Here is a 23,103-nt window from a genome sequence, read left to right on the forward strand (position 1 = left end):
AGAGCGCTGGCTTTCGGGACCTTTTGTTTTAAAAAAGGCTGTTTTGGCTCATTTAGGACACATAACCTAAAACAGGGGATCGAAAAATACCATAAATAGGGTATTGTCACCGGAGGCACACTCCTTTATCTTAGCCTTAACAATTCAGAGAATACTTCTGTATCTGTTCACCGCTGGTTAAAAGCCTCTCATTCTTGGGAGGCTTTTTTATTTTCAAATTGTTTTTTTTTAATCTCCCCAACAATTTCGAGTGCTTCAGGTTTATCCTTTTATGGAAAAGACAGCCACCAAAACAAGAAAAAAGTCATTAAGCCAGGAGGACTTCAAATTGGCTTATATGGATCACGTACTTACGCACGGCTCCAATCCGGCTTCAGTTTTTGCTTTTGCAAAGGATCTGAAAAGCACTGAGGCACAGTTTTACTCATACTTTAATTCTTTCAAAGCACTGGAACGAACCATTTGGAGTGACTGGTTTGTGCAAACCATCAAAACCATAGAAGAAGATCCAGCCTACGCAGAGTACACCGTGAGGGAGAAACTCCTGGGTTTTTATTTTACCTGGCTGGAAATGCTCAAAAATAATCGAAGCTTCGTGCTGAAGCGCTTCGAGGAGATCAGCAGAAAGGAACTAAACCCTTATTTTCTGGAGGGGGTACAGCCACATTTTAAGTCTTATGTGAATGATTTAGTTACCGAAGGAAAGGATACCACGGAAGTAGCCGAACGGCCATTTACCAATCAGTACGAAAAAGCCTTTTGGCTTCACTTTCTGTTTATTACCCGGTTTTGGGTCAATGATGATAGCTCCGATTTTGAAAAGACGGATGCGGCCATTGAGAAGTCTGTTAACCTGGCCTTCGATCTGGTAGGCAAAGGGCCTTTGGATTCGATGCTTGATTTTGCAAAGTTTCTTTTCCAAAACAAGTAAAACCCATCAATCCTTCCTGAGTAAGTGCTCATGAAGGAATCCATAGACAAAGGCTTTGTTTTCTACTTTCTCGGAAACATTAGCGGCTCCAGAGTGGCCTGTGCCTTGTTGTGTCCACAATAGGGCCGGATTACTACCTGAAAGGCCTTGCAAAGCAGCTGCAAATTTGAAGGAATGAAGTGGTGGTACCCGGTCGTCGGTATGGGCTGTCACCAACAGGGTGGGTGGATATTCAATACCCTCTTTTAGGTTATGATAGGGAGAGTAGGAGGCCAGGTTGAGAAACTGTAAGGAGTCCGAGGCTGACCCAAACTCCTTTACCCATTTCGGACCAACAGTAAAACGTTCGTAGCGGAGCATGTCCAACACGCCAACTTTTATCACCACCGCTCCGAACAGTTCAGGACGCTGAGTGAGTACGGCCCCTGCCACGAGCCCGCCGTTGGAGCTGCCTATGAAGCCCAACTTTGCAGGTTGGGTATGCTTTTCATCAATCAGGTATTCAGCTGCTGCAATCACATCATCAAAGGTGTTTTGCTTTTGATCGAGCCTGCCATTTTTCCACCAATCGAATCCCAGTTCGCCGCCCCCACGTGCGTGCACAAAGGCAAAAGCTCCTCCTTGTTCGATAAAATAAATAATCCCTGGATCATAGTGAGGGTTGCTGATCACACCAAAACCACCATAGGCAGAGAGAAGAAATGGAGTCTTTCCGTCTTTTTTGAGTTCGTTCTTATAGACGATGAAGATCGGAATCATAGTGCCATCTTTGGACGGGAAGTATTGGGTGGAGAATTTGAAGGATTGAAAATCGAAATTGACTCCTGTGCGCTCCACCACACTGTAGTCATAGTTGTTAAGATCAAGCTTGCACACTACAGGCGGTATGGTAAACGACTGTAGCAGAAAGATAAAATCTCCTGAAGCCTTTTGATAGCTCATATTGGATACTGAAACACCCCCGGGCAAGTCCACCTCCTTGAGGACATTTCCCTCCAGGTCCACCACGGTCATAAATGGCTTACTCAATGCCTGATAGGAAACGACTATTTTGTCATCCATGAGCTCATATCCCGTGATCTGGGCGTCTTCATACTCGGGCGTGACCCTTCTAATCTCCAGGGGTTTCTGAGCCGTGAAGGTGATAACTTGTGATTTGTTATGGATGGTGGCTTCCATAAAGAAATGCCCATGCTTGAAATCTATAAACTCAAGGGAATAATTGACCTTATAATGCAGAGGCCTGAAAGCCTTTATATCACTGGTCGGATCAAAATAGAGATAACTATACTGGTTCTTGATTGGGTTGTGAATTTCTAGTACGTACATGTCCTGCTGATAGGTGCCAGACAGTTGAAAGTCATCATAGGGTGAATTGGTTTTGAAAACTAAGGAGTCATCTTCCTGCTCTGTGAAAAGTCGGTGGTAGTAGACTTCCGAATCCAAGGTCTGATCTGTGATAGCACCTTGCTGGTACTTTTTATAGAAAAACCCATTGTTTAGCCAGCTGACGTTTGAGAATTTAACCCCAGTCAGAATTTCTGGTGGAGAAACACTTCCCTCCGTAGATTGAATTTTGATCTCTCGCCAGTCACTTCCATTCCTACTGTAGAGGTAGGCCAGGTATCGATCGTCCTTCGATGGCGCGAAATTCTCGATAACGATTCGGTCGCTATTTGAAATGAATTTGGGATCAACCAGTACCCGATAGTCGTTAAAGGATCGCTCGCGATAGTAAATGCTGGGAGCAGAGAGGTCATCATCATAGAAGAGACGATAATTGGATTCATGGTTGCTGCTAAAGTTGATATTGGCGTAAGTAGTCCATCGTTTTTTCTGCAACATATATTCATTGAGCATATTGATGGTATTGTTCCGGTTGGCAAGCTTCCTCAGATGCTTTTGAGATACGTCATTCTGCGCCTCCACCCATATCCGTACCTCTGGCCGGTCGATCTCCTCCAGCCATTGGTATTCATCCATTACCTGGTATCCATGATATTCATTGATGGTAGGTCGCTTGATTGTTGGCGGGTATTCCAGGCTTTGACTATTGATAGAAAAAGAGGTCAGGATAATTGATGAGAGTAGAAGTGACGGCAGGTAGGGTAGTCTGAGCATGTTAAGCATTTTCTTTTCAAACAGTTAAGTAAGGTAGATTCCCTCAAACTTTATTTCAAAATAATCCAACCTTTTAGATACACGGTAAGTTCTACCTGCAATTAACAGAGATATGAAAGAGCAAGGAAGAATTCCGGTGGGTAAGGTGTCAAGGGCTGCCAAATTTGTGAAAACAGGCGCCAAGGTTGGAGGAAACTATGTGAAGCACTATGGACGAAAGATCATGGATAAAAATGCCTCCCGTGAGCAGCTGGATCAGGACAATGCAGAGGATATTTATGAATCACTCAGTGAGCTTAAGGGCAGCGCCCTGAAGGTAGCTCAGATGCTGTCCATGGATAAGAATTTATTACCAACAGCCTACCAGGATAAGTTTGCCATGAGTCAGTATAGCGCACCGCCATTGTCTTATCCTTTGGTAGTAAAGACCTTTCAGAAATACTTTGGAATGGCACCGACGGAACGGTTTAATTCCTTCTCCAAAAGCGCTGTAAATGCAGCATCTATTGGTCAGGTGCATAAGGCCACTTTGGGAGATAAAACACTCGCTGTAAAGATCCAGTATCCGGGCATATCAGATAGCGTCCGGTCAGACCTGAAGCTGGTCAAACCATTTGCTCTCCGGCTCTTTGGACTGAACGAGCGAGAGCTGGATCAGTATATGGATGAGGTAGAAGGTAAGCTGCTGGAAGAAACCGATTATGAGCTAGAGGTCTCCCGATCCAAGCGGATTTCTGAGGCTTGTCAGGCGATACCAAACTTGTTGTTCCCGCAGTATTATGAAGAGCACTCCGCCGCCCGCATCATCACCATGGACTGGCTGGAGGGGCAGCACATTCGCGAGTTTCTGACCACCAATCCTACACAGGAAATCAGGGATCAGATAGGGCAGGCTATGTGGGAATTCTACCATCATCAGATCCATCATATCAAGGCCGTTCATGCGGACCCGCATCCCGGAAATTTCCTAATGCGGCCTGATGGAACTTTAGGTATCATCGACTTTGGATGTGTAAAAGAAATCCCGGAGGATTTCTATACTGTCTATTTCAAATTGATGAATAAACGCCTTCTTCAGGACGATCTGGAATTGGTACCGGTTCTTTATGATTTGAACTTCATTTATGCCGACGATTCTGATAATGAGAAACAACTCTATGTGTCTCTGTTTAAGGAGATGATGGAGCTTCTCGGTCGTCCCTTTCATACTGATTTTTTCGACTTCTCGGATGATGCTTATTTCATGAAAATTTACGAACTCAGCGAAAGACTGGGGAGTATGAAGGAGCTACGAAACTCCAGGCATGCCCGAGGTTCGAGACACGGTCTTTATATCAATCGCACTTACTTTGGATTGTACCAGCTCCTCAATATGCTGGGAGCCAAAATACGTACGAGTAAACCTGATTGGTTGAAGTAATTCGGTGGTCATTTCATTTATCCTTAGGGTTTAGCTATCTTTTAAGAATGAAGACAACATACCTGATTTTTGCATTGGCCATGGCCCTCATTTCGTGTGATAATCCCAGTGTTTTGGAGCTGGGCGAAAAATGGCAATCTATTGAGCGAGATTTGCAGACTCAGCTCATCACAGCTGGAGATAGTGCGGTCATAGAACTGCCAGAAGGCCACTTTATGTTTACAAAATCACTTTTAGTGGATGGTAATAAATACCTGACTATCAAGGGTCAAGGTATAGATAAAACAATTCTCTCTTTTGAGATGCAGGAAGAGGGTGCTGAAGGCCTTAAAATTGCTAATGGTGTTAGTATTATCATTGAAAATTTCACAATAGAGAATGCCAAGGGGGATAATATCAAGGTCACGGATACCAGGGGAATTACCATCCGAAACGTCAAGTCGCAGTGGACTGGTACCCCTGAGGAATCCAACGGGGCCTATGCATTTTACCCGGTCCTATCCAGCAATGTGCTGGTAGAAAATTGCATCGCTATCGGGGCCTCCGATGCGGGGATTTATGTAGGACAATCAGGCAGTGTGATCATCAGAAACAACGAAGCCTACTACAACGTGGCAGGCATAGAAAGTGAGAATTCCCGATGGGTGGAAATCTATGGAAATCACGCCCACGACAACACTGGTGGGATCCTTGTTTTTGACCTTCCGGGCCTTACCCAATATGGCCATACCACGAGAGTGTTTAGCAACAACATCCACGAGAACAATTTCAGAAATTTTGCACCGAAAGGGAATGTGGTGGCAACCGTTCCTCCCGGCACTGGTGTCATGCTTTTGGCCACCCGAAACATTGAGATTTTCGATAACCTGATCGCAGACAATAGGACTATAGGTACGGCCATAGCCAGCTATGACCTGGTGGAAGCAATGGCCACAACTGAGGAGTCACAGTTGAACGAAAACATAGAAAAGTCCAAAAAGGATGTAGGCTACGATCCTTATCCTAATGATGTTTACATACACAATAATGTCTACAAGAACAGCTTCTGGTTTCCTACGTGGAAGAATGATTTCGGCTTGCTGTTTACTATGAAATTCCCTTTTGCTACACCCGATATTGCGTGGGACGGAATCTCCCCGGATGGGTCTGACTTTGCGCTGTGTGTGGAGCAGGAAGATGTGAAGTTCGCCAACCTGGATGCTGCGAATGATTTTGAAAATCTCACCACCGACCTGGGACAGTTCAGCTGTGTGGGAAACTTCGTTGATCCTATTTTTTAGAGATGAAAATTATCAGCTTTCTTTTATTGGTCGTTGTCTTTATGGGTTGTGATTCCACCCCCAAAAAGAAGGTGATAGAAGAGGTGAACCTGGTGGGCACAGTGGGGCTGGATCAGCCAGAAAAGCTCTCCGATTGGGGCCTGTTTTCGAAGCCACTCAAGGAGCTGTCCCCGGCTGCAGGTGTGCTTCCGTATGACCTCAATTCTCCACTTTTTTCGGACTATGCTCAAAAGGCAAGGTTCGTTAAAATACCGGATGGTACCATGGCCATTTATGATTCCATGGAGGTCATGAATTTTCCGGTGGGAACCATTCTAATTAAGAATTTTTATTACGTGAACGATTTGAGAAAGACCGATGGAGAGCGAAGGATTATTGAAACGCGATTGCTGATACATGAGTCTCAAGGTTGGAATGCGCTCACCTATGTTTGGAACGATGAACAGTCAGAAGCCTTTTTGGAAATAGCTGGCAAGACTGTGCCGGTATCATGGACTGACGCGTCTGGAACTCTAAAAAGAGTAAACTATTCGGTGCCCAATCTTGTGCAGTGCAAGAGCTGCCATGAGCGCTCTGGTCAGATGGCGCCCATCGGTCCCTCGGCGCGGCAGCTCAATCGGGATTATGCCTATGAGGCAGGCCTGGTGAATCAGCTGGATCACTGGGCAGAAGCTGGGATACTCTCCGGTTTGCCTGATGCGAATGATCGACCGAAACTACCTGTGTGGGATGACGAGCGCACCGGTGCGCTTGATCTGCGTGCCCGTGCCTGGTTGGAGACCAACTGTGCACATTGTCACCGTGCGGAGGGGCCTGCAAAGAACACCGGTCTTTATCTGACCTACACCGAAACGGACAGCTATAAGCTGGGTATCAACAAACCTCCTGTGGCCGCGGGGAGAGGTTCCGGAGGACTGACCTACGGTATTGTGCCCGGTCAGCCGGATCAATCAATCCTGGTTCATCGCATTGAGTCACTGGATCCCGGGGTAATGATGCCGGAGGTGGGGCGTAAAATGAGACATGAGGAAGGGATTGAACTCATTCGCCAATGGATCACTCAAATGGAGGCGGCGCGACATTTGTGAGTTTAATTTTTACATTAGCAAATCTTTTCATCCGCCAGTGATGTTCTGAATTTTCAAAAACCTGAAAAATCTATGAAAGAATTGATAACGGCACCATGGCCCTGGTATGTGGCTGGGCCATTGATCACACTGGTAATGGTATTGATGCTTTTGTTTGGCAAAAGCTTCGGGATATCTTCCACACTCAAAACTGTTTGTTCTATAGGCGGGGCTGGTCGCTGGAGTGACTTTTTTCGATTCGACTGGAAGTCAGCTTCGTGGAACCTGTTTTTTGCAGCTGGCGCCATCCTTGGTGGGTACATCGCTTCCACGTTTATGGCTCCGGAGCGGGCTATCGCGCTCAATCCCGCTACGGTGGCCTCTTTGCAGACTTACGGTATCGACAATGCTGGCACGGAGTTTCTTCCCAGGGAGATTTTCAATCTTCAAAACCTCCTGACGGGGCAGGGCTTGATCTTCATGGTACTGGGTGGTTTCATGGTAGGCTTTGGCACTCGTTATGCTGATGGCTGCACCTCCGGTCACGCCATCAGTGGCTTGAGCAACCTCCAGTGGCCATCGCTGGTAGCTGTGGTTGGCTTCTTTATTGGTGGCCTTATTGTTACACACTTGATTTTACCCAGCGTACTATGAGCAGGTTCAGATTTTTATTAGCAGGAGTGTTTTTTGGCATTGTATTGACCAAGGCAGAAGTGATCTCGTGGTATCGGATTTATGAAATGTTCCGGTTCGAATCCTTTCATATGTATGGGGTGATTGGCTCGGCGGTGGTGCTGGGGATTATTGCTGTCCAAATAATCAAAAGATTCAATATCAAGGATATTTCCGGTAATCCTATTGTGATACAGGAGAAGGCTAAAAGGTTTTGGCCTCCGCTGATTGGCGGAACCATCTTTGGTTTTGGTTGGGCACTGACCGGTGCATGCCCCGGTCCTATATACATTCTCATCGGAAATGGATTTGTGGCTTTTGGTGTCGTTTTTCTGGCTGCAGTGTTGGGCACCTTTGTGTATGGTCTGGTGATGGATAAGCTTCCGCAGAGGTAGGACAATTAGTGTCAATCATTTTTGGTTATCTTTCGGAGACTAAACCCAAAAATGATATGAAATACACTGAAGGCATGCTGCGAGAGGGCGCACTGAAAGGAAAGACGATCCTCGTCACGGGGGGAGGTACCGGATTGGGCAAATCCATGGGTACCTATTTTTCGGAGTTGGGAGCCAACCTCATTATCACCAGCCGAAAACTGGATGTGCTGGAGGAAACAGCCAAAGAGATCTCTGATCAAACGGGAAACCCGGTGCTTCCGCTGGCTTGCGATGTACGCGAATACGATCAGGTCGAAAAGGCCATTGCAGACTCGAAGGCTCAGTTTGGTCACATAGACGTGTTGCTCAATAATGCGGCAGGCAACTTTATCAGCCCCACAGAGCGTCTTTCTCACAGGGCATTCGATACAGTGGTGGATATTGTACTCAAAGGCTCTTACAACTTCACGCTGGCACTCGGCAAAGACTGGATAGCAGACAAACACCCAGGAAATATTCTCAGTATAGTGACGACTTACGCGTGGACAGGTTCGGGCTATGTGGTGCCTTCAGCTTGCGCCAAAGCCGGTGTATTGGCCATGACGAGATCATTGGCCGTGGAGTGGGCACACTATGGCATCAGGGCCAATGCCATTGCGCCGGGGCCATTTCCCACCAAAGGAGCCTGGGACCGATTGCTACCTGGTGGCCTGAAGGAGAAATTTGATCCCGCCAACAAAGTACCTGTAGGCAGGGTAGGCGTGCATCAGGAACTGGCCAACCTTGCAGCTTATCTGGTGTCAGATTATTCGGCCTACGTGAATGGTGAAGTAGTGACCATAGATGGAGGCGAGTGGCTCAAAGGTGCCGGAGAGATGAACCAACTGGATCAGGTGCCTGAAGAACTTTGGGATGCGATGGAGATGTCCAGAAAAGGAGGCTCAAAGATCAAAATGATGTGGGCATACCTGAATGGCATGCGCAAGATGAAGTTTAGGAGATAAGTAAAGACCGGCTGGAGTATCTCCAGCCGGTCACAATTTTCAATGACGATTATGCCATAGCTTTCAGTCTGTTTACATCTAGCCAGGAGCCGGCATTTTCACAATCTACTCCCTGATGCCTGAGATAGGTATGGGCCTGACCACTGCGGTTCCCACTGGCACAGCACAATAGTATGGTTCCTTTGATCTCTTTTATTTCCTGCACCCGCTGTGGGATTTCATTGAGGGGGATGTTGATGGAGCCTCCCACATTTCCACCTTGAAATTCTCCAGGAGTTCTCACATCTATCACGGTGGCTCCCTGAGCCATCAATTCTGAAATATTCATTTTGTTTTTTATTGCAAAGGAAGAGGCTCTGAGTATCATGTTTGGTAACAATGGTTACTTAAGCTCCTGAACGGTACGGTTAACTTTGGCTTATGAAAAAATTACTTGAAAGCAATCAACTCCTTCGCACATCCGGTCTGTTATCACTGACTTTGGGGCTAGCTCCTTTTGTGCCGGAGCCTCATGTTTGGGGCAAAGTCCAATGGGTTTTGGGCGGAGCGGAAGGCATGCAGCCTATGGATTATTTTGACTTGCTTCTGCATGGAACACCCTGGTTGCTGTTTTTTACGCTTTTGATTTATCGGGGATTTCGCTATTTGCTCCCCGGCCAGTGGTGCAATACCTGAGGTCGCGAACAAAAAATCTGCTTTAGGGGTTGTACTCGTATATCAAAGCAGTATGAAAACACCGACCTATTCCCTTCTGCTTATTTTCCTAATGTCTTGTGGTGCCATCAATGGCCCGGTGGCTGATGATATGCCAAAACCACATACCGAATTCATCAACTGTTTTTGTGATCAGTACAATTCCACCACAGACTGGGTTTACTGCACCCCTGTGAATGTGGACCTGGCCGGATTACCGATAGAAAGTGCAGTCATGAGTTATTCCGTCCGGATCACCAGGGGAGGCGATGTGCTGGAGGCTGAACTCTATGACATCAAGGGCCAGCAAGCTATACCGCTGACCAGAGTGGAGTCGGTGATCGGGTATGTGATGCATACCCGGAAGACCGAAAACATTGCGGGTTATCTTCAGGATCATGCAAAAGAGCTTGTCATTCGCTTCCGAGTGAATAGGGAGGGAGCCGTGGGCTACATTTCTAATGGCTCAGGGATTCAGTTGACTTACAAAAATTGAGACAAAAAAAGGGGAATATGAATGCTTTCATATTCCCCTTTTCGTCAAACCAATAAGGATTACTTATCAGCTACAATCCAGGATTGAAGGACTTTGTACTGACTTTCAGTGGGCTCTTCTACAAACTCAAGGAAGTGCTGATCCATTGTCTCGATTTGCAGAGCCTTGGCTTTGAGCTTTTTGCTCTTCACTTTACCATTTTTCTCACGTTTTACCACCACGGTCACCTTGGTACCCGGAGTAGTGTTGGCTTTGAAATCACTGATGATCTTACGCACTGCTGACAGTTCAAAAGCCTGACCATTGAATTCAGTGATCACGTCGCCCACCTGATAGCCAAGATCTTTGGCGAAAGCATTGGCTTCTGAAAGGTCATCCACCATGATTTCTCGTTCTTCGGTAAGGGTGATCCCAATATCACCAAAAGTGATTTCACTGCCAGGTTTCTCTGCAATGTATTCTATGCCAGCCCAGCTGAGTACTTCTGCTATTGGCAATGGCGTGTCGCCACTTACATAAGTCCTTAGAAACTCACCCACCTCAGGGTAAGTAAGTGCCTCTATTACACTGAACAGCTCGTCATCTTCAAAAGACACCTGCATGCCATACTTTTTAGCCAGCTCTCTCATAAGCCACTGCAGGTCTTTTTCACCATCGGAGTACTTGATGAGATAGAGGTCGAGACACATTCCGATCAGTGCACCTTTGTAATACACGTTGGTGTACATTCTTTCAAATTCCGGTTCCAGGATTCGCTCACTCATTTCTGTGAAGGAAACATTAGGGAAACGGTCGGCGGTCCGGAGTTTGTCCTGAATCTCCTCCATGAAGGTCTCTGGCCCGTAGAGGTTGTATTTCACTTGCACATGCATGGAGCTGTATTCTGTCACGCCTTCATATAGCCAAAGGTGCTTGGACATTTCAGGCTCTATGTAGTTGAACTCACCGATTTCCTTAGAATGGATATTCAAGGGTGTGACGATGTGAAAAAACTCATGGGCCGCCACGTCTCTTACCGTTTGACCAATCCTATCAGCGCCCGCTTCAGGAAGTGAATATACAGACGAGTAGCTGTGCTCCAGTGCGCCCATCGCACCGGATAGGGTGCCATCATCGTTGAGGTAGATGAGGTAGGCGTATCTGTCTACCGGCAGTTGCCCACCCAGGTACTTACTTTGTGCTTCCATCAGGTCATAGATCTTGTCCATAACCTCAGCAGCAGAGAGGGCCTTGTTAGGCGAAAACACAGAAACCAGCACATTGGCATTGGCGATTTTTCGGGAGATGGTATCCGGTACACTGTACATGATAGGGCCATCTGCGAGAAAATTAAAGTCGTCTGCAAAGAAGAGGTCTTCAGTTGCGTTGACTGTTTTCTTTCTCAGTGCGGTGGCCCCAAAGGTGTTTTCTCCGTGGGTAATGCTCACCTCATAGGGAGAAAATTTCAACCCATCCAGATAACCGATAAACCCAAAAGTATTCAACACAAAGACTTTCTCTTCGGCATTGATGTTGGTGCCGCCGGGTTCAAATACGATATTGTCTCCGTACCCATCAAACTTATCCCAGGTGTCATCTACCAGATAAGTAATCTTATGTAACTGACCACCGTTGGCTATTTTCCACCGGTTGATAGAAAGGGTGTCTACCTGCAGGGAGTTTCCTTCTTTGTCGAAGGCTTTGAAATTGGAAACAAACCTTCCGAAATCGGAGATGCTATAAGTACCTGGCACCACTTTGGCCATGTGATACTCCAGGTATTCAGCATCTGACGAGGGGGTGTAGATGGTCACTGGGACTTGATCATTGGCAGTGGCCGTAAGTTCTATCTCCACTTTGTACTTTTCAGACTGGGCGTATGACCAGCTCAGCGTCAGTAGCATCAACGCCGCTATCACAGACTTTTTCATAGTTGTTCTTTTGATTTTAGAGTGGCGCAAAGAAATATAATTTTTAAGGCATTCTTAGGGATGTTTTATGCCAATGGTTAGGCCTACTGACAAATGGTAGGTGGGTTGATCTATACACAAAGGATTAATCTTTTTAGCTTACGCTCCCTCTTGAATCTTTCTATATTTGCGGTCAATTCTACTTACAAATATGTCAAACAAGGAATTTAAAAGATATACGATCACCTCTGCGCTGCCTTACGCCAATGGTCCGGTGCATATTGGTCATCTGGCCGGGGTATATGTGCCCGCAGATATTTATGCACGTTTTTTGAGATTGAAAGGTCGCGATGTGGCTTTCATTTGTGGCTCCGATGAGCACGGAGTGGCTATAGAGTTGAGGGCGCGCAAAGAAGGAGTGACTCCTCAGCAGGTGGTAGACAAGTACCACGAGCAGATCAAAAAGTCATTTGAGCAATTTGGGATTAGTTTCGATATCTACTCTCGCACCAGCTCAGCAACACATCATAAAACAGCCTCGGATTTCTTTAAGAAGCTGAATGACCATGGCAAATTTGTAGAGCAGTCTTCAGAGCAGTTTTATGACCCCAAAGCCAAGCAATTTTTGGCGGACCGATACATCAAGGGAACTTGCCCTACCTGTAGCTTTCCGGAGGCTTACGGTGATCAGTGTGAGAACTGTGGCTCTACGTTGAGCCCGGCGGAGCTGATCAATCCCAAGTCGATGCTGAGTGGCGAATCGCCGGTAATGAAGGAGACCAAGCACTGGTATTTTCCTCTGGATCAGTATGAGGAATGGCTGAGACACTGGATAGTGGAGGAGCACCCCGAGTGGAAATCCAATGTGGCTGGTCAATGCAAGAGCTGGCTGGACAATGGCCTGCGACCAAGACCAATGACCCGGGACCTGGACTGGGGGATTCCTGTGCCGGTGGAAGGGGCAGAAGGTAAGGTGCTATATGTATGGTTTGATGCCCCGATAGGGTACATCTCTGCCACCAAGGACTGGGCAGCCTCAGTGGGGAAAAACTGGGAGGACTATTGGAAAAGTGAGGATACCCGGTTGATTCATTTTATTGGTAAAGACAACATCGTATTTCATTGTGTGATCTTCCCCGCATTGCTCAAAGCAGATGGAGACTATATACTGCCAGACAATGTGCCAGCCAATGAATTTCTGAACCTGGAGTCCAATAAGATTTCCACCTCCAGAAACTGGGCGGTGTGGCTGCATGAGTATCTGGAGGAATTTCCTGATAAGCAGGACGTGCTGAGGTATGTACTGACCGCCAATGCACCGGAGACCAAAGACAATGACTTCACCTGGAAGGACTTCCAGACCCGTAACAACAGTGAGCTGGTGGCCATTTTTGGTAACTTCATCAACCGTGCTGTAGTGCTTACGCACAAATATTTTGATGGTAAAATCCCTTCACGAAATGAGCTCACCGAGCGGGATGAAGAAGTGATTGCTGCCATTCGGACTTACCCCGAGAAGATAGAAAAGTCACTGGAGCAGTTCAGGTTTAGAGAAGCCTCCACCCACTTAATGGACCTGGCCCGTGAAGGCAATAAATACCTGGCCGACACAGAGCCATGGAAGCTGATCAAGACAGATCAGAGCCGGGTGGAGACCATCATGAACATCGCTCTACAGCTGGCCGGGAGTCTGGCCATCTTATCTGAGCCTTTTCTCCCCTTCACCTCCGATAAGCTGAGAAAGATGCTTAACCAGACGGAAGTGGCCTGGTCTATGGCTGGCGGTTTGGGACTGATGGCGGATGGTCAGCAGATCAATGAAGGCGTGTTGCTTTTTGATAAAATAGAAGACGAAACAGTAGAAGCACAAGTGCAAAAACTAATGGATACAAAGAAAGCAAATGAGGCAGCCAACGAGGTGCCCAAAGTGGCTCCGGCCAAAGATGAGGTGGTATTTGATGACTTCATGAAAATGGACCTGCGGGTAGGGGAGATCAAGACCGCCGAGAAGGTGGAGAAATCCAATAAGCTGCTGAAGTTCACGGTTGACACTGGCTTGGATGTGCGGACCATTGTGAGTGGAGTAGCTAAGCATTTCACTGCGGAAGAAATGGTTGGCCGGAAGGTGGTGGTGATGTCAAATCTCGCACCCCGGAAAATCATGGGCATCGAGTCTCAGGGCATGCTCCTTTTTGCCGAAAATGCGGACGGTTCGCTCAAGGCAGTGAGTCCTGACAAAGACGCAGAGAATGGTGCCGGCATAGCCTAAAGGGCAATAGCAGCGTTAGAGAAAGCCCCTACCGGACTGCAAGTGCTGGTAGGGGCTTTCTTGTTTATTGGATGGGGTCACTGACTGGGAATGCTGCGGTATTTCATTCTACCTATCAGCATTTTATGGATGGCGTGTGCTGTTCTGCTGGAAAAAAGTCACACATAGCTTTGTCTACCCTGTGTCGGAGCTTAGGATACACAACCTGATGATCGTGGTTGTCTAGCTAGTTAAATCAAACTAATTTGTTTTTAATGAGGGATCTCTTCCACCAGAACTTCATTACCGGCTTTATCAAAATAAGTACAGGTCATGGTGTCGATATTGATGACCCATTTTTCAATACCAAATTGGGCACACATCCTAATGAACGTGAGGAAATCTGTTTGGCCTTGCTGGTGAGCCGCTAATCCGTCTTTAAAGGATTCATAGTTGGGGCTGTCTGCAATGGGCAATGGGTTGTACTTAGGGGGTACTTTCACAGCATAATGGTTAGGCCCGTGATAGTCGATGTGCCCATCGCCTACATAAGCCACGTAGTGGGTTACACCTAATAGTTTGATTTCCTGAATGTACGCAGGGAAGTCGGCTCCTGATTTGACTTTGCTGTGGGCGGCTTTGAGTTGTTCTACTGTAAACATTGTACTTTGGTTTTTGATTGAACGTTTCGATTGGCTTTGAGCGACAAAGGTGAGAGCGGGGGAATTTTGGTAATTGTAAAAAGTCGTTGTTTTACAGGGAGTGCTTAAACTGTTCGGGCGTATCACCCGTGAAGAGCCTGAAGTCTTTGATGAAGTGAGCCTGATCGAAGAAATGATGCTCGTAGCAGATTTCGGTGAGCGATTTGTCCTCATTCAGGCTGTCAAGCACCGCATTGAATCGAATGATTGATGCGAATTTTTTGGGTGTTGTTCCTACTACTTTTCGAAAGCGCTTTTCAAATGCACTCTGACTGATATGCAGTTTTTCAAGCAGCTCCTGAATGCGAATGGTTCCCTGGCTTTGGCAGAGGAGTTTTACCGCTTCTACAATTAAGCGATCTGCCTGAATGTCTTTTAATTGCGAGAGCAAAAACGCTTCAACTATCTGAATGCGCTGCAGGTCTGTAGTAGCTGAAAACAACTTTTCTTCGACTTCTTTGGTGACTCCCTGGTCAAAAATGTCCGCCAAAGACAGGCTTAAGTTGTACAATTCGTTCGCCGGATGTGAAGCAAAATGCGTAAACCCTGTTTCAGTGAAATAAACCAGGATGGTTCCAATGTTAGGGGTGTTCTTAAAGGTTTTATAACTCTTTGAAATGCCCGTAATACCTGAGGTGCTTAGTCGGTCTTCCTGCTTGCCATTCATTGCTGAAAGTTGCCCTTTGTATTGAAACCCGATCACCAACCCTGAAGAAGGAAAAACCTTGTACTCACTGCCCAATTCATTCTCCGACACCACAAAATATTTGATGTAGGGTTTTAGCCTTTCGGTCGGAGGATGTCTGTCAAACTTCATGGGACTACCAAGCTAGCAGAATAACCATTACGAGTCAAGTATTATTTTTCAGCCTGGGAGGAGGATCAATCCTTATTCCTCACATACACGAGTTTGTACTTCCCGCCGCGCTGGTTTTCGCGCTGCTCTATTTCAAACTTATTGATCGATTTGATCATAGGAGTGAGCTTCTGGAATCCGAAGTTTCTGGAGTCAAAATTGGGTTGCTTTTTCTGAAGCAGACCACCCACATCGCCCAGAAAGGCCCACCCATCATCATCGGCACAGTCGGAGATGGTGGCACTGATCAGGCTGATCACTTTAGGCGTGATTTTGTCATCCTCATCCTTTTTAGCCGGCTTGCCTTTAGGGTCTTGCGCGGTTTTTTCTGCTTTCTTGAGGATCTCAATGTAGATAAACCGATCACAGGCCACTATAAATGGGTTGGGAGTTTTCTTTTCGCCGATCCCTATCACCGTCATGCCGGCCTCTCTCAGCCGGGTAGCCAGTCGGGTAAAGTCACTATCACTGGAGACCAAACAGAAGCCATTGACCTTGCCGGAGTACAGGATGTCCATGGCATCAATGATCATGGCCGAGTCGGTAGCATTCTTGCCGGTGGTGTAGGCATACTGCTGGATGGGCGTGATGGCGTTTTCCAGGAGCATGTTTTTCCATTTGGAAAGATTGGGCTTGGTCCAGTCGCCATAAATCCGTTTGATAGTGGGGTTGCCATACTTGGCGATCTCCTCCATCATTTCCTTTACATAAGCCGAGGGGATATTGTCCCCATCTATGAGTACTGCCAGGTTATGATCTTTGTCCATCCTATAAAGCTACGGCTTTATGATTTGCTAAAGGACAGCTGGAAGAGTTTAATGCCCGAAAAAACGACCCAAAAAAGGTTGACCACCACGAAGGGATAGGCGCCGTTCATGTAGGCATTGTAAAGCAGGAGTGCCGAGCCACCCAGGTTGAGGAGTAAATAAGGGAAGGAGCCAGCGGCGATCTTCTGAAAGATGTTGAGTACAAAACCTACCAGGAGTGAGCCGGCACCCAGCCAGCCAATAGCTTCTATGATTGTCATGATTGCGCGATTTTTAGATCGGCAAATGTAGGGATTTTCAGATCATGAGTTTTTCACAAAGATCTTTCCGCGTCTGGGGTAGTACTTCTCAAAAAGGTAATAGTTGATTCCGTCTTTCAACCCAATGTCGGGTACTAGCATGGACCTGGCTCCGGCAGCCTTCATGGCGTGCACATAGATTTCCGAAGCAGGGATGATTACATCGGCCCGGTCGGGGTTCAGTTGCAGCCGGTTCAGGCGCTCATCCAGGGTGAGGTTGCCGAGGTAGTCCTGCACTTTCATGATGCTTTCCAGCGAGATTTTCCTTTTTTTGGAAACCGGCGAGAGCTCATATATTTTGTTGATGTTTCCGCCCGTGCCTATGGCTGTGACTTTCTCCTTATGGTCTTTGAGTTCATCTTTTACCCAGCGCTCTATCTCCTTCCAGGCCCTGGGTGAGTCGTGACGCTCCAGCCGCCTCACTGATCCGATTTTGAAGGATTTGGAAGCCACTTTCTTCTGTTTATAATAGAAATTGAGCTCGGTGCTACCCCCACCCACATCCACATGCAGGTAGGTTTTGTCATCCAGATCCAGACTAATCACTTCATTGATCATTTCGGCTTCTTTCACACCACTGATGATGTTGATTTTTAAGCCCACCTCATTCAGCACCCTTTCGGTAAGTGCTTTTCCGTTGGCAGACTCGCGCATGGCAGAGGTGGCACAGCCAAAATAGTGGTCCACCCCATAGAGGTCTATCAGGTTTTTGTAGGCGGTCATCAGTTTCACGAACTTCTCCTGATTCACCGGACTGATCATTTTGTTGGTAAACACGTCATGACCAAGTCTGAGTGGAAACCTCACATACTGGAGTTTTTTGAAGGTGATGAGCTGTTCATATTCGATTACTTTGGTGACCTGTAAGCGGATGGCATTGGAGCCTATGTCTATTGCAGCAAATTTCATTGGGGAGTAAAAATACTCCTTTGGGCGGATGAGAACCTAATTGCAAATGTTTTTATTGTGTTAATCTCCCCCTATATTTGCCACCACATTTATCGAGAAAGGCAGAGGGATTGGGCCCTATGAAGCCTTGGCAACCTTTTCTGGTCATCTGATCAGAATTTCGGTGCCAACTCCCATCCAGGCATTGTCTGGAAGAGATAAAGTAATCCACTCCGGTACCTTTCTCCTGAATAAATGGTTTTAATCTTTGGATATGAACAAGCTAGAAGAAATAGCTCAGGAGAGAATATTGATTTTGGATGGTGCCATGGGCACCATGATCCAGCGGTATAAGCTGGAAGAGGAGGATTTTAGAAATGAGTCGCTCCAGAATCATCCCTCATCCCTGAAGGGCAACAATGACCTGCTTTCCATCACCCGACCGGATGTGATCAAGGAAATACACGCAGCCTACTTTGCAGCAGGTGCAGACATTGCCGAGACCAACACATTCAGCAGCACTACCATTGCCCAGGCAGATTATCAGCTGGAGCACCTGGCTTACCAACTCAACTATGAGAGTGCGAAGATTGCGCGGGAGGTAGCGGATGAATTCACCGCTAAGGAGCCTCACAAGCCCAGATTTGTGGCAGGGTCTATTGGGCCAACGAACAGAACCGCCTCACTCTCACCGGATGTCAACGACCCAGGTTTCCGTGCAGTGACCTTTGAAGGGTTGAAAGAAGCCTACATAGAGCAGGTCAAAGGACTTTTGGACGGTGGTGCGGATGCGCTGTTGGTAGAAACTGTTTTTGACACGCTGAATGCCAAAGCAGCACTCATGGCCATAGATGAGGTAGTCAGAGCAAGGGGTGCGCGCGTGCCGATCATGGTGTCGGGCACGATCACTGATGCTTCCGGGAGGACCCTTTCTGGTCAGACCACAGAGGCCTTTTTGATTTCGGTTTCTCACATGCCTTTGCTCAGTATTGGTTTGAACTGTGCGCTGGGTGCCAAGCAGCTGCGCCCTTATCTGCAGACCCTCGCTGAGAAGTCTGATTTTCTGGTAAGCGCTCACCCCAATGCCGGACTGCCCAATGAGTTTGGGGAATATGATGAGAGCGCCGAGGAAATGGCTGCCCAGGTAGAAGAGTACTTGCAAGAGGGGTTAGTGAATATTTTGGGTGGGTGCTGTGGTACCACTCCCGATCACATCAGGGCCATCGCCGAAGTGGCAGGAAGGTATGAGCCGAGGAAGCAAATGACTTCAGATCTCGGTTTTCAGTAATCAGTCGGCGGTTTCATGTCATTCATATTTGAAAACCTGAAAATCTGGCAGAAAGCACTGGAGTTGTCGCAGAACGTGAATGCATTGACCAAGTGTTTTCCGGTTGAGGAGAGGTTTGCCTTAACAAGTCAAATGAAGAGAGCGGCGGATTCTGTTTCCCTGAATATCGCAGAGGGGAGTACAGGTCAAACGAAGAAGGAGTTTAAGAGATTTCTGGCGATCTCGCTGAGGTCTTGCGTTGAGGTGGTGGGATGTATCTACTTGGCCAGAGCCAGGCAATTAATCACTACCGATCAGTTTGATGCCTTATATCAAGAATTATTAATACTTACAAAAATGATTCAGTCTTTCCGGAAATCATTGAATGAAACAAACTGATAACTGGATACTGAATACAGATAACGGATGAATATTAAACCACTAAAACTCTCAGGCCTTGAGCCTTTGATCATCACTGCTGAAACGAACTTCGTGAACGTGGGTGAGCGAACCAATATTACAGGTTCGGCTCGTTTCAAGCGATTGATCCTGGAGGATAAATATGATGAAGCGCTGGACGTAGCACTCGATCAGGTGCGCAGTGGTGCACAGATCCTGGATGTCAACATGGACGAGGGTATGCTGGATGGTAAAGCGGCCATGGTAAAATTCCTCAACCTCATTGCTTCCGAGCCAGAGATCTCCAGAATTCCGATAATGATAGACTCCTCCAAATGGGAGATCATAGAGGCAGGATTGCAGTGCATTCAGGGCAAGGGCGTGGTGAACTCCATTAGTTTGAAAGAAGGGGAAGAACCGTTTTTGCGACAAGCGAACAAAATACGACAATATGGTGCTGCAGTAGTGGTCATGGCCTTCGATGAAGCAGGTCAAGCCGATACCTACGAGCGCCGAATCAGCATCTGCAAGCGCTGCTATGACCTGCTGGTAGATACCGTGGGCTTTGCCCGAGAGGACATCATTTTTGATCCGAATATTTTCCCGGTAGCTACGGGTATAGAAGAACATAACAACTACGCGGTGGATTTTTTCAACGCCACCAAATGGATCAAGGAAAACCTGCCCGGCGCCAAAGTAAGTGGCGGAGTGAGCAATGTTTCATTCTCCTTCAGAGGTAATAATGTGGTGCGGGAAGCCATGCACTCGGCATTTCTTTATCATGGTATCAAACATGGTATGGACATGGGCATTGTCAATGCCGGCTTGATAGAGGTCTATGACGAAATCCCTAAAGACCTGCTGGAGCATGTAGAAGATGTACTGCTCAATCGCCGGCCGGATGCTACGGAGCGGTTGCTGACACTTGCCGAAAACGTAAAGGGTCAGGGTAAAGTGAAAGTGGAAGACAATGCCTGGCGTGAACAATCGGTGCAGGAGCGGCTGAAGCATGCACTGGTCAAAGGGATTGTGGACTATATAGAAGAAGATACTGAGGAGGCCAGGCAGCAATATGATAAGCCTTTGCACGTGATAGAAGGTCCGCTGATGGATGGTATGAATGTGGTGGGAGATCTCTTCGGTTCGGGTAAGATGTTTTTGCCTCAGGTGGTGAAAAGCGCCCGGGTAATGAAGAAGTCCGTGGCTTATCTGATTCCCTATCTGGAAAAAGAGAAGGAGCGCTCCGGTGATACCAAGACTAGCAAGGGAAAGATCCTGCTGGCTACCGTGAAAGGCGATGTGCACGACATTGGGAAAAACATCGTGGGCGTCGTTCTGGGATGCAACAACTATGATATCGTGGATCTGGGGGTGATGGTTCCAGCAGAGCGCATTCTGGACGAAGCAGAGAAGCAGAATGCAGACATTATTGGCCTTAGTGGATTGATTACCCCTTCGCTGGACGAGATGGTGCATGTTTCCGCTGAGATGGAGCGCAGAGGGATCAAGAAACCATTGCTCATAGGTGGGGCTACCACCAGCAGGATTCATACTGCCGTGAAAATTGCACCTAAATATTCTGGCCCGGTGATTCATGTGTTGGATGCTTCCAAAAGTGTGGGGGTAGCCTCGGACCTTCTGGGAGAGAAAAGAGATGCGCTGGTGCAGAAAACGGTGGAAGAGTATCAGGAGCTGAGGGTCAGCCATGAGAGTCGTCAGTCCGAAAAAGCACGAATTACCTATGAAGCTGCCAGGGCCAATAAGGTGAAAATAGATTGGGAATCCTATCAGGTTCCGGTTCCAAATCATACCGGGCTTCAGGTTTTTGAAAATGTCGGCCTGTCCGATATCAGGAAATACATTGATTGGACACCTTTCTTTTCCACCTGGATGCTGAAAGGAAAATACCCGCAAATTTTCGAAAACCAGACCATCGGTAAGGAGGCCAGGAAGCTATATGATGAAGCCAACGCGATGATTGATCAGGTGATTGCCAATGGAGAGCTTCGTGCAAGTGCCGTGGTAGGTTTATTTCCTGCCAATGCCGTAGGGGATGATGTGGAGATTTATGATGAGTCAGGCAAGTTGCAGGAGACCTTCCACTTTTTGCGACAGCAGGGACAGAAGGGCTCTAACCTGCCGAATATCAGCTTGTCAGATTTCATTGCTCCAAAGGAAACCGGCCAGCAGGATTACCTTGGTGGTTTTGCCGTGTCCGTGTTTGGGGCCAAAGAAATTGCGGAAAAGTATGAGGCAGATCATGACGATTATTCGTCCATCATGATCAAGGCTGTGGCGGATAGATTTGCGGAAGCCCTGGCTGAAATGATGCATGAAAAAGTGCGGAAAGAACTCTGGGGATATGCCAAGGATGAGCAGTTGCAGAATGATGATCTGATCAAGGAGACTTACCAGGGCATCCGTCCTGCGCCAGGTTATCCTGCCTGCCCGGATCATACCGAAAAGCCACCGCTTTTTGGCTTGCTAAAAGCAGAAGAGAGCATAGGCGTGGAGCTCACGGAAAGCATGGCTATGTTCCCGGCAGCTTCCGTCAGTGGGTTTTACTTTTCCCACCCAGAGTCAAAATATTTTGGACTGGGCAAAATATATAAGGATCAGATGGAAGACTATGCCCGACGTAAACAGATGGAGCTGTCTGAGGTGGAGCGCTGGCTTGCACCTAATTTGGGCTACAATTCTTAATGAGCTCTGAGTAGAATAAATTATCGTTAGCCAGGTTTTAATTGGCTTTTTATATAGAAAAATGAAAGTAACCGAACATATCAAAGCTTCCACGGAAAGCACCTTGTTTTCACTCGAAATCATCCCCCCAAAGAAGGGAGATAGTATTGATTCACTTTTTGCGCACATAGATCCATTGATGGAATTCAAACCACCATTTATAGATGTGACCTATCACCGGGAGGAGTTTGTTTATAAAAACCGGGAAAATGGACTGTTGGAAAAGAAGACCATCAGAAAGCGACCTGGAACGGTAGGGATATGCGCAGCGATCAAAAACAGGTACAATGTGGATCCGGTGCCACACATCATTTGTGGGGGATTTACCAAAGAGGAAACAGAAAACGCCCTCATTGATCTTAATTTCCTTGGGATAGACAATGTATTGGTGTTGAGGGGAGACTCTATTGCAGAGGAAAAAACCTTCAGACCAGAGCCCGATGGCAATGCTTATGCCATTGACCTGGTAGATCAGGTGATGGGAATGAATGAAGCAAAGTACCTCGACGAAGAACTGCAAAACGCAGTGCCCACTAGTTTTTGTATCGGAGTGGCCGGTTATCCGGAAAAGCACTTTGAAGCTCCTAATCTGAAGTCAGACCTGAAATACCTGAAGCAGAAGGTGGACAGAGGGGCTGAGTACATTGTGACTCAGATGTTTTTTGAAAACAGTAAATATTTTGAGTTTGTGGAGAAATGTCGGGCAGCCGGGATCAATGTGCCGATCATACCTGGTCTCAAGCCCATTACCACCAAGAGCCACATGACTGCTTTGCCAAGCATTTTCCACATAGACATACCTGATGATCTTTACAATGAGATAGAGAAATGTAAGGACAATAAAGCGGTGAAGGAAGTGGGAATAGAATGGGGCATTCAGCAGTCAAAAGAACTGATGGAGAAAGGTGTGCCGGTGCTTCATTATTATTCTATGGGCAAGTCAGACTCAGTCTATCGGATTGCCAAGGCATTATTCTAAGGTATAT

Annotated in this window: 22 protein-coding genes and 1 riboswitch; of the genes, 14 read left to right on the plus strand and 8 right to left on the minus strand. The window is 47.0% G+C overall.

Annotation, left to right across the window (positions count from 1 at the left end):
* Positions 1-271: 271 nt before the first annotated feature.
* Complete coding sequence (locus ACHKAR_RS03605; protein WP_395416202.1) at positions 272-931, plus strand: TetR/AcrR family transcriptional regulator; 660 nt, start codon at positions 272-274, stop codon at positions 929-931.
* A 6-nt stretch (positions 932-937) separates the two neighbouring features.
* Here ACHKAR_RS03605 and ACHKAR_RS03610 read toward each other — a convergent pair whose 3' ends face one another.
* A complete protein-coding gene (locus ACHKAR_RS03610; protein ID WP_395416203.1) occupies positions 938-3,052 on the minus strand; it encodes a prolyl oligopeptidase family serine peptidase in 2,115 nt (704 codons plus the stop codon).
* Positions 3,053-3,152: 100 nt separating this feature from the next.
* Between ACHKAR_RS03610 and ACHKAR_RS03615 the strand changes: the two genes are divergently transcribed.
* The 6 genes from ACHKAR_RS03615 to ACHKAR_RS03640 all read left to right on the plus strand — a co-directional run bounded on the left by ACHKAR_RS03615 (position 3,153) and on the right by ACHKAR_RS03640 (position 8,872).
* Complete coding sequence (locus tag ACHKAR_RS03615) at positions 3,153-4,472, plus strand: ABC1 kinase family protein (RefSeq protein ID WP_395416402.1); 1,320 nt, start codon at positions 3,153-3,155, stop codon at positions 4,470-4,472.
* A gap of 47 nt (positions 4,473-4,519) precedes the next feature.
* The gene (locus ACHKAR_RS03620) at positions 4,520-5,752 is read left to right on the plus strand and encodes a parallel beta-helix domain-containing protein (RefSeq protein ID WP_395416204.1); all 1,233 of its coding nucleotides are present in this window, start codon (positions 4,520-4,522) and stop codon (positions 5,750-5,752) included.
* A gap of 2 nt (positions 5,753-5,754) precedes the next feature.
* Entirely contained in the window at positions 5,755-6,840 is a 1,086-nt protein-coding gene (locus tag ACHKAR_RS03625) for an SO2930 family diheme c-type cytochrome (protein WP_395416205.1), read from the plus strand.
* A gap of 72 nt (positions 6,841-6,912) precedes the next feature.
* A complete protein-coding gene (locus tag ACHKAR_RS03630; RefSeq protein WP_395416206.1) occupies positions 6,913-7,473 on the plus strand; it encodes a YeeE/YedE family protein in 561 nt (186 codons plus the stop codon).
* Positions 7,470-7,886: a DUF6691 family protein gene (locus ACHKAR_RS03635; RefSeq protein WP_395416207.1), complete on the plus strand. Its 417-nt coding sequence runs from the start codon at positions 7,470-7,472 to the stop codon at positions 7,884-7,886. The genes ACHKAR_RS03630 and ACHKAR_RS03635 overlap by 4 nt, the downstream gene beginning before the upstream one ends.
* 56 nt (positions 7,887-7,942) lie before the next feature.
* Positions 7,943-8,872: an SDR family oxidoreductase gene (locus tag ACHKAR_RS03640; protein WP_159578583.1), complete on the plus strand. Its 930-nt coding sequence runs from the start codon at positions 7,943-7,945 to the stop codon at positions 8,870-8,872.
* A 49-nt stretch (positions 8,873-8,921) separates the two neighbouring features.
* Here the strand turns inward: ACHKAR_RS03640 and ACHKAR_RS03645 are convergent, their stop codons facing one another.
* Positions 8,922-9,200 (minus strand): rhodanese-like domain-containing protein, encoded by a 279-nt coding sequence (locus tag ACHKAR_RS03645; RefSeq protein ID WP_395416208.1) that lies wholly within the window; start codon positions 9,198-9,200, stop codon positions 8,922-8,924.
* 92 nt (positions 9,201-9,292) lie between these two features.
* Between ACHKAR_RS03645 and ACHKAR_RS03650 the strand changes: the two genes are divergently transcribed.
* Positions 9,293-9,547 carry a hypothetical protein gene (locus ACHKAR_RS03650; RefSeq protein ID WP_395416209.1) on the plus strand — a complete coding sequence of 85 codons (255 nt, stop codon included), beginning with the start codon at positions 9,293-9,295 and terminating at the stop codon, positions 9,545-9,547.
* Positions 9,548-9,599: 52 nt separating this feature from the next.
* Positions 9,600-10,061 (plus strand): hypothetical protein, encoded by a 462-nt coding sequence (locus ACHKAR_RS03655; RefSeq protein ID WP_395416211.1) that lies wholly within the window; start codon positions 9,600-9,602, stop codon positions 10,059-10,061.
* 59 nt (positions 10,062-10,120) lie between these two features.
* Here ACHKAR_RS03655 and ACHKAR_RS03660 read toward each other — a convergent pair whose 3' ends face one another.
* Complete coding sequence (locus ACHKAR_RS03660; RefSeq protein WP_395416212.1) at positions 10,121-11,971, minus strand: M61 family metallopeptidase; 1,851 nt, start codon at positions 11,969-11,971, stop codon at positions 10,121-10,123.
* Positions 11,972-12,161: 190 nt separating this feature from the next.
* Here ACHKAR_RS03660 and metG point away from each other — a divergent pair, with 190 nt between their 5' ends.
* A complete protein-coding gene (gene metG / locus ACHKAR_RS03665) occupies positions 12,162-14,219 on the plus strand; it encodes a methionine--tRNA ligase (RefSeq protein WP_395416213.1) in 2,058 nt (685 codons plus the stop codon).
* A 251-nt stretch (positions 14,220-14,470) separates the two neighbouring features.
* On the opposite strand, the gene ACHKAR_RS03670 is transcribed toward metG, so the two are convergent.
* The 5 genes from ACHKAR_RS03670 to ACHKAR_RS03690 all read right to left on the minus strand — a co-directional run bounded on the left by ACHKAR_RS03670 (position 14,471) and on the right by ACHKAR_RS03690 (position 17,730).
* Positions 14,471-14,860: a DUF1398 domain-containing protein gene (locus ACHKAR_RS03670; protein WP_395416214.1), complete on the minus strand. Its 390-nt coding sequence runs from the start codon at positions 14,858-14,860 to the stop codon at positions 14,471-14,473.
* A gap of 91 nt (positions 14,861-14,951) precedes the next feature.
* On the minus strand, positions 14,952-15,716 hold the full coding sequence (locus ACHKAR_RS03675) for a helix-turn-helix domain-containing protein (RefSeq protein WP_395416215.1): 765 nt from the start codon (positions 15,714-15,716) through the stop codon (positions 14,952-14,954).
* A 65-nt stretch (positions 15,717-15,781) separates the two neighbouring features.
* Complete coding sequence (locus ACHKAR_RS03680; protein ID WP_395416216.1) at positions 15,782-16,522, minus strand: NYN domain-containing protein; 741 nt, start codon at positions 16,520-16,522, stop codon at positions 15,782-15,784.
* 17 nt (positions 16,523-16,539) lie between these two features.
* The gene (locus tag ACHKAR_RS03685) at positions 16,540-16,782 is read right to left on the minus strand and encodes a CBU_0592 family membrane protein (protein WP_159578603.1); all 243 of its coding nucleotides are present in this window, start codon (positions 16,780-16,782) and stop codon (positions 16,540-16,542) included.
* Between the two features lie 42 nt (positions 16,783-16,824).
* The gene (locus ACHKAR_RS03690; protein WP_395416217.1) at positions 16,825-17,730 is read right to left on the minus strand and encodes a Ppx/GppA phosphatase family protein; all 906 of its coding nucleotides are present in this window, start codon (positions 17,728-17,730) and stop codon (positions 16,825-16,827) included.
* Positions 17,731-17,816: 86 nt separating this feature from the next.
* A riboswitch (SAM riboswitch) is annotated at positions 17,817-17,934 on the plus strand.
* Between the two features lie 49 nt (positions 17,935-17,983).
* Between ACHKAR_RS03690 and ACHKAR_RS03695 the strand changes: the two genes are divergently transcribed.
* From ACHKAR_RS03695 to metF, 4 genes are all read left to right on the plus strand, one after another.
* Positions 17,984-18,997, plus strand: a complete 1,014-nt coding sequence (locus ACHKAR_RS03695; protein ID WP_395416218.1) for a homocysteine S-methyltransferase family protein — start codon at positions 17,984-17,986, stop codon at positions 18,995-18,997.
* Between the two features lie 15 nt (positions 18,998-19,012).
* Positions 19,013-19,375 carry a four helix bundle protein gene (locus tag ACHKAR_RS03700; protein ID WP_159578609.1) on the plus strand — a complete coding sequence of 121 codons (363 nt, stop codon included), beginning with the start codon at positions 19,013-19,015 and terminating at the stop codon, positions 19,373-19,375.
* A gap of 27 nt (positions 19,376-19,402) precedes the next feature.
* The gene (gene metH, locus ACHKAR_RS03705) at positions 19,403-22,078 is read left to right on the plus strand and encodes a methionine synthase (RefSeq protein WP_395416219.1); all 2,676 of its coding nucleotides are present in this window, start codon (positions 19,403-19,405) and stop codon (positions 22,076-22,078) included.
* A 61-nt stretch (positions 22,079-22,139) separates the two neighbouring features.
* Entirely contained in the window at positions 22,140-23,096 is a 957-nt protein-coding gene (metF, locus tag ACHKAR_RS03710; protein ID WP_395416221.1) for a methylenetetrahydrofolate reductase [NAD(P)H], read from the plus strand.
* Positions 23,097-23,103 lie beyond the last annotated feature (7 nt).

Origin of the sequence: Marinoscillum luteum (genome assembly GCF_044005705.1) — a bacterium.
Taxonomy (GTDB): Bacteria; Bacteroidota; Bacteroidia; order Cytophagales; family Cyclobacteriaceae; genus Marinoscillum; species Marinoscillum luteum.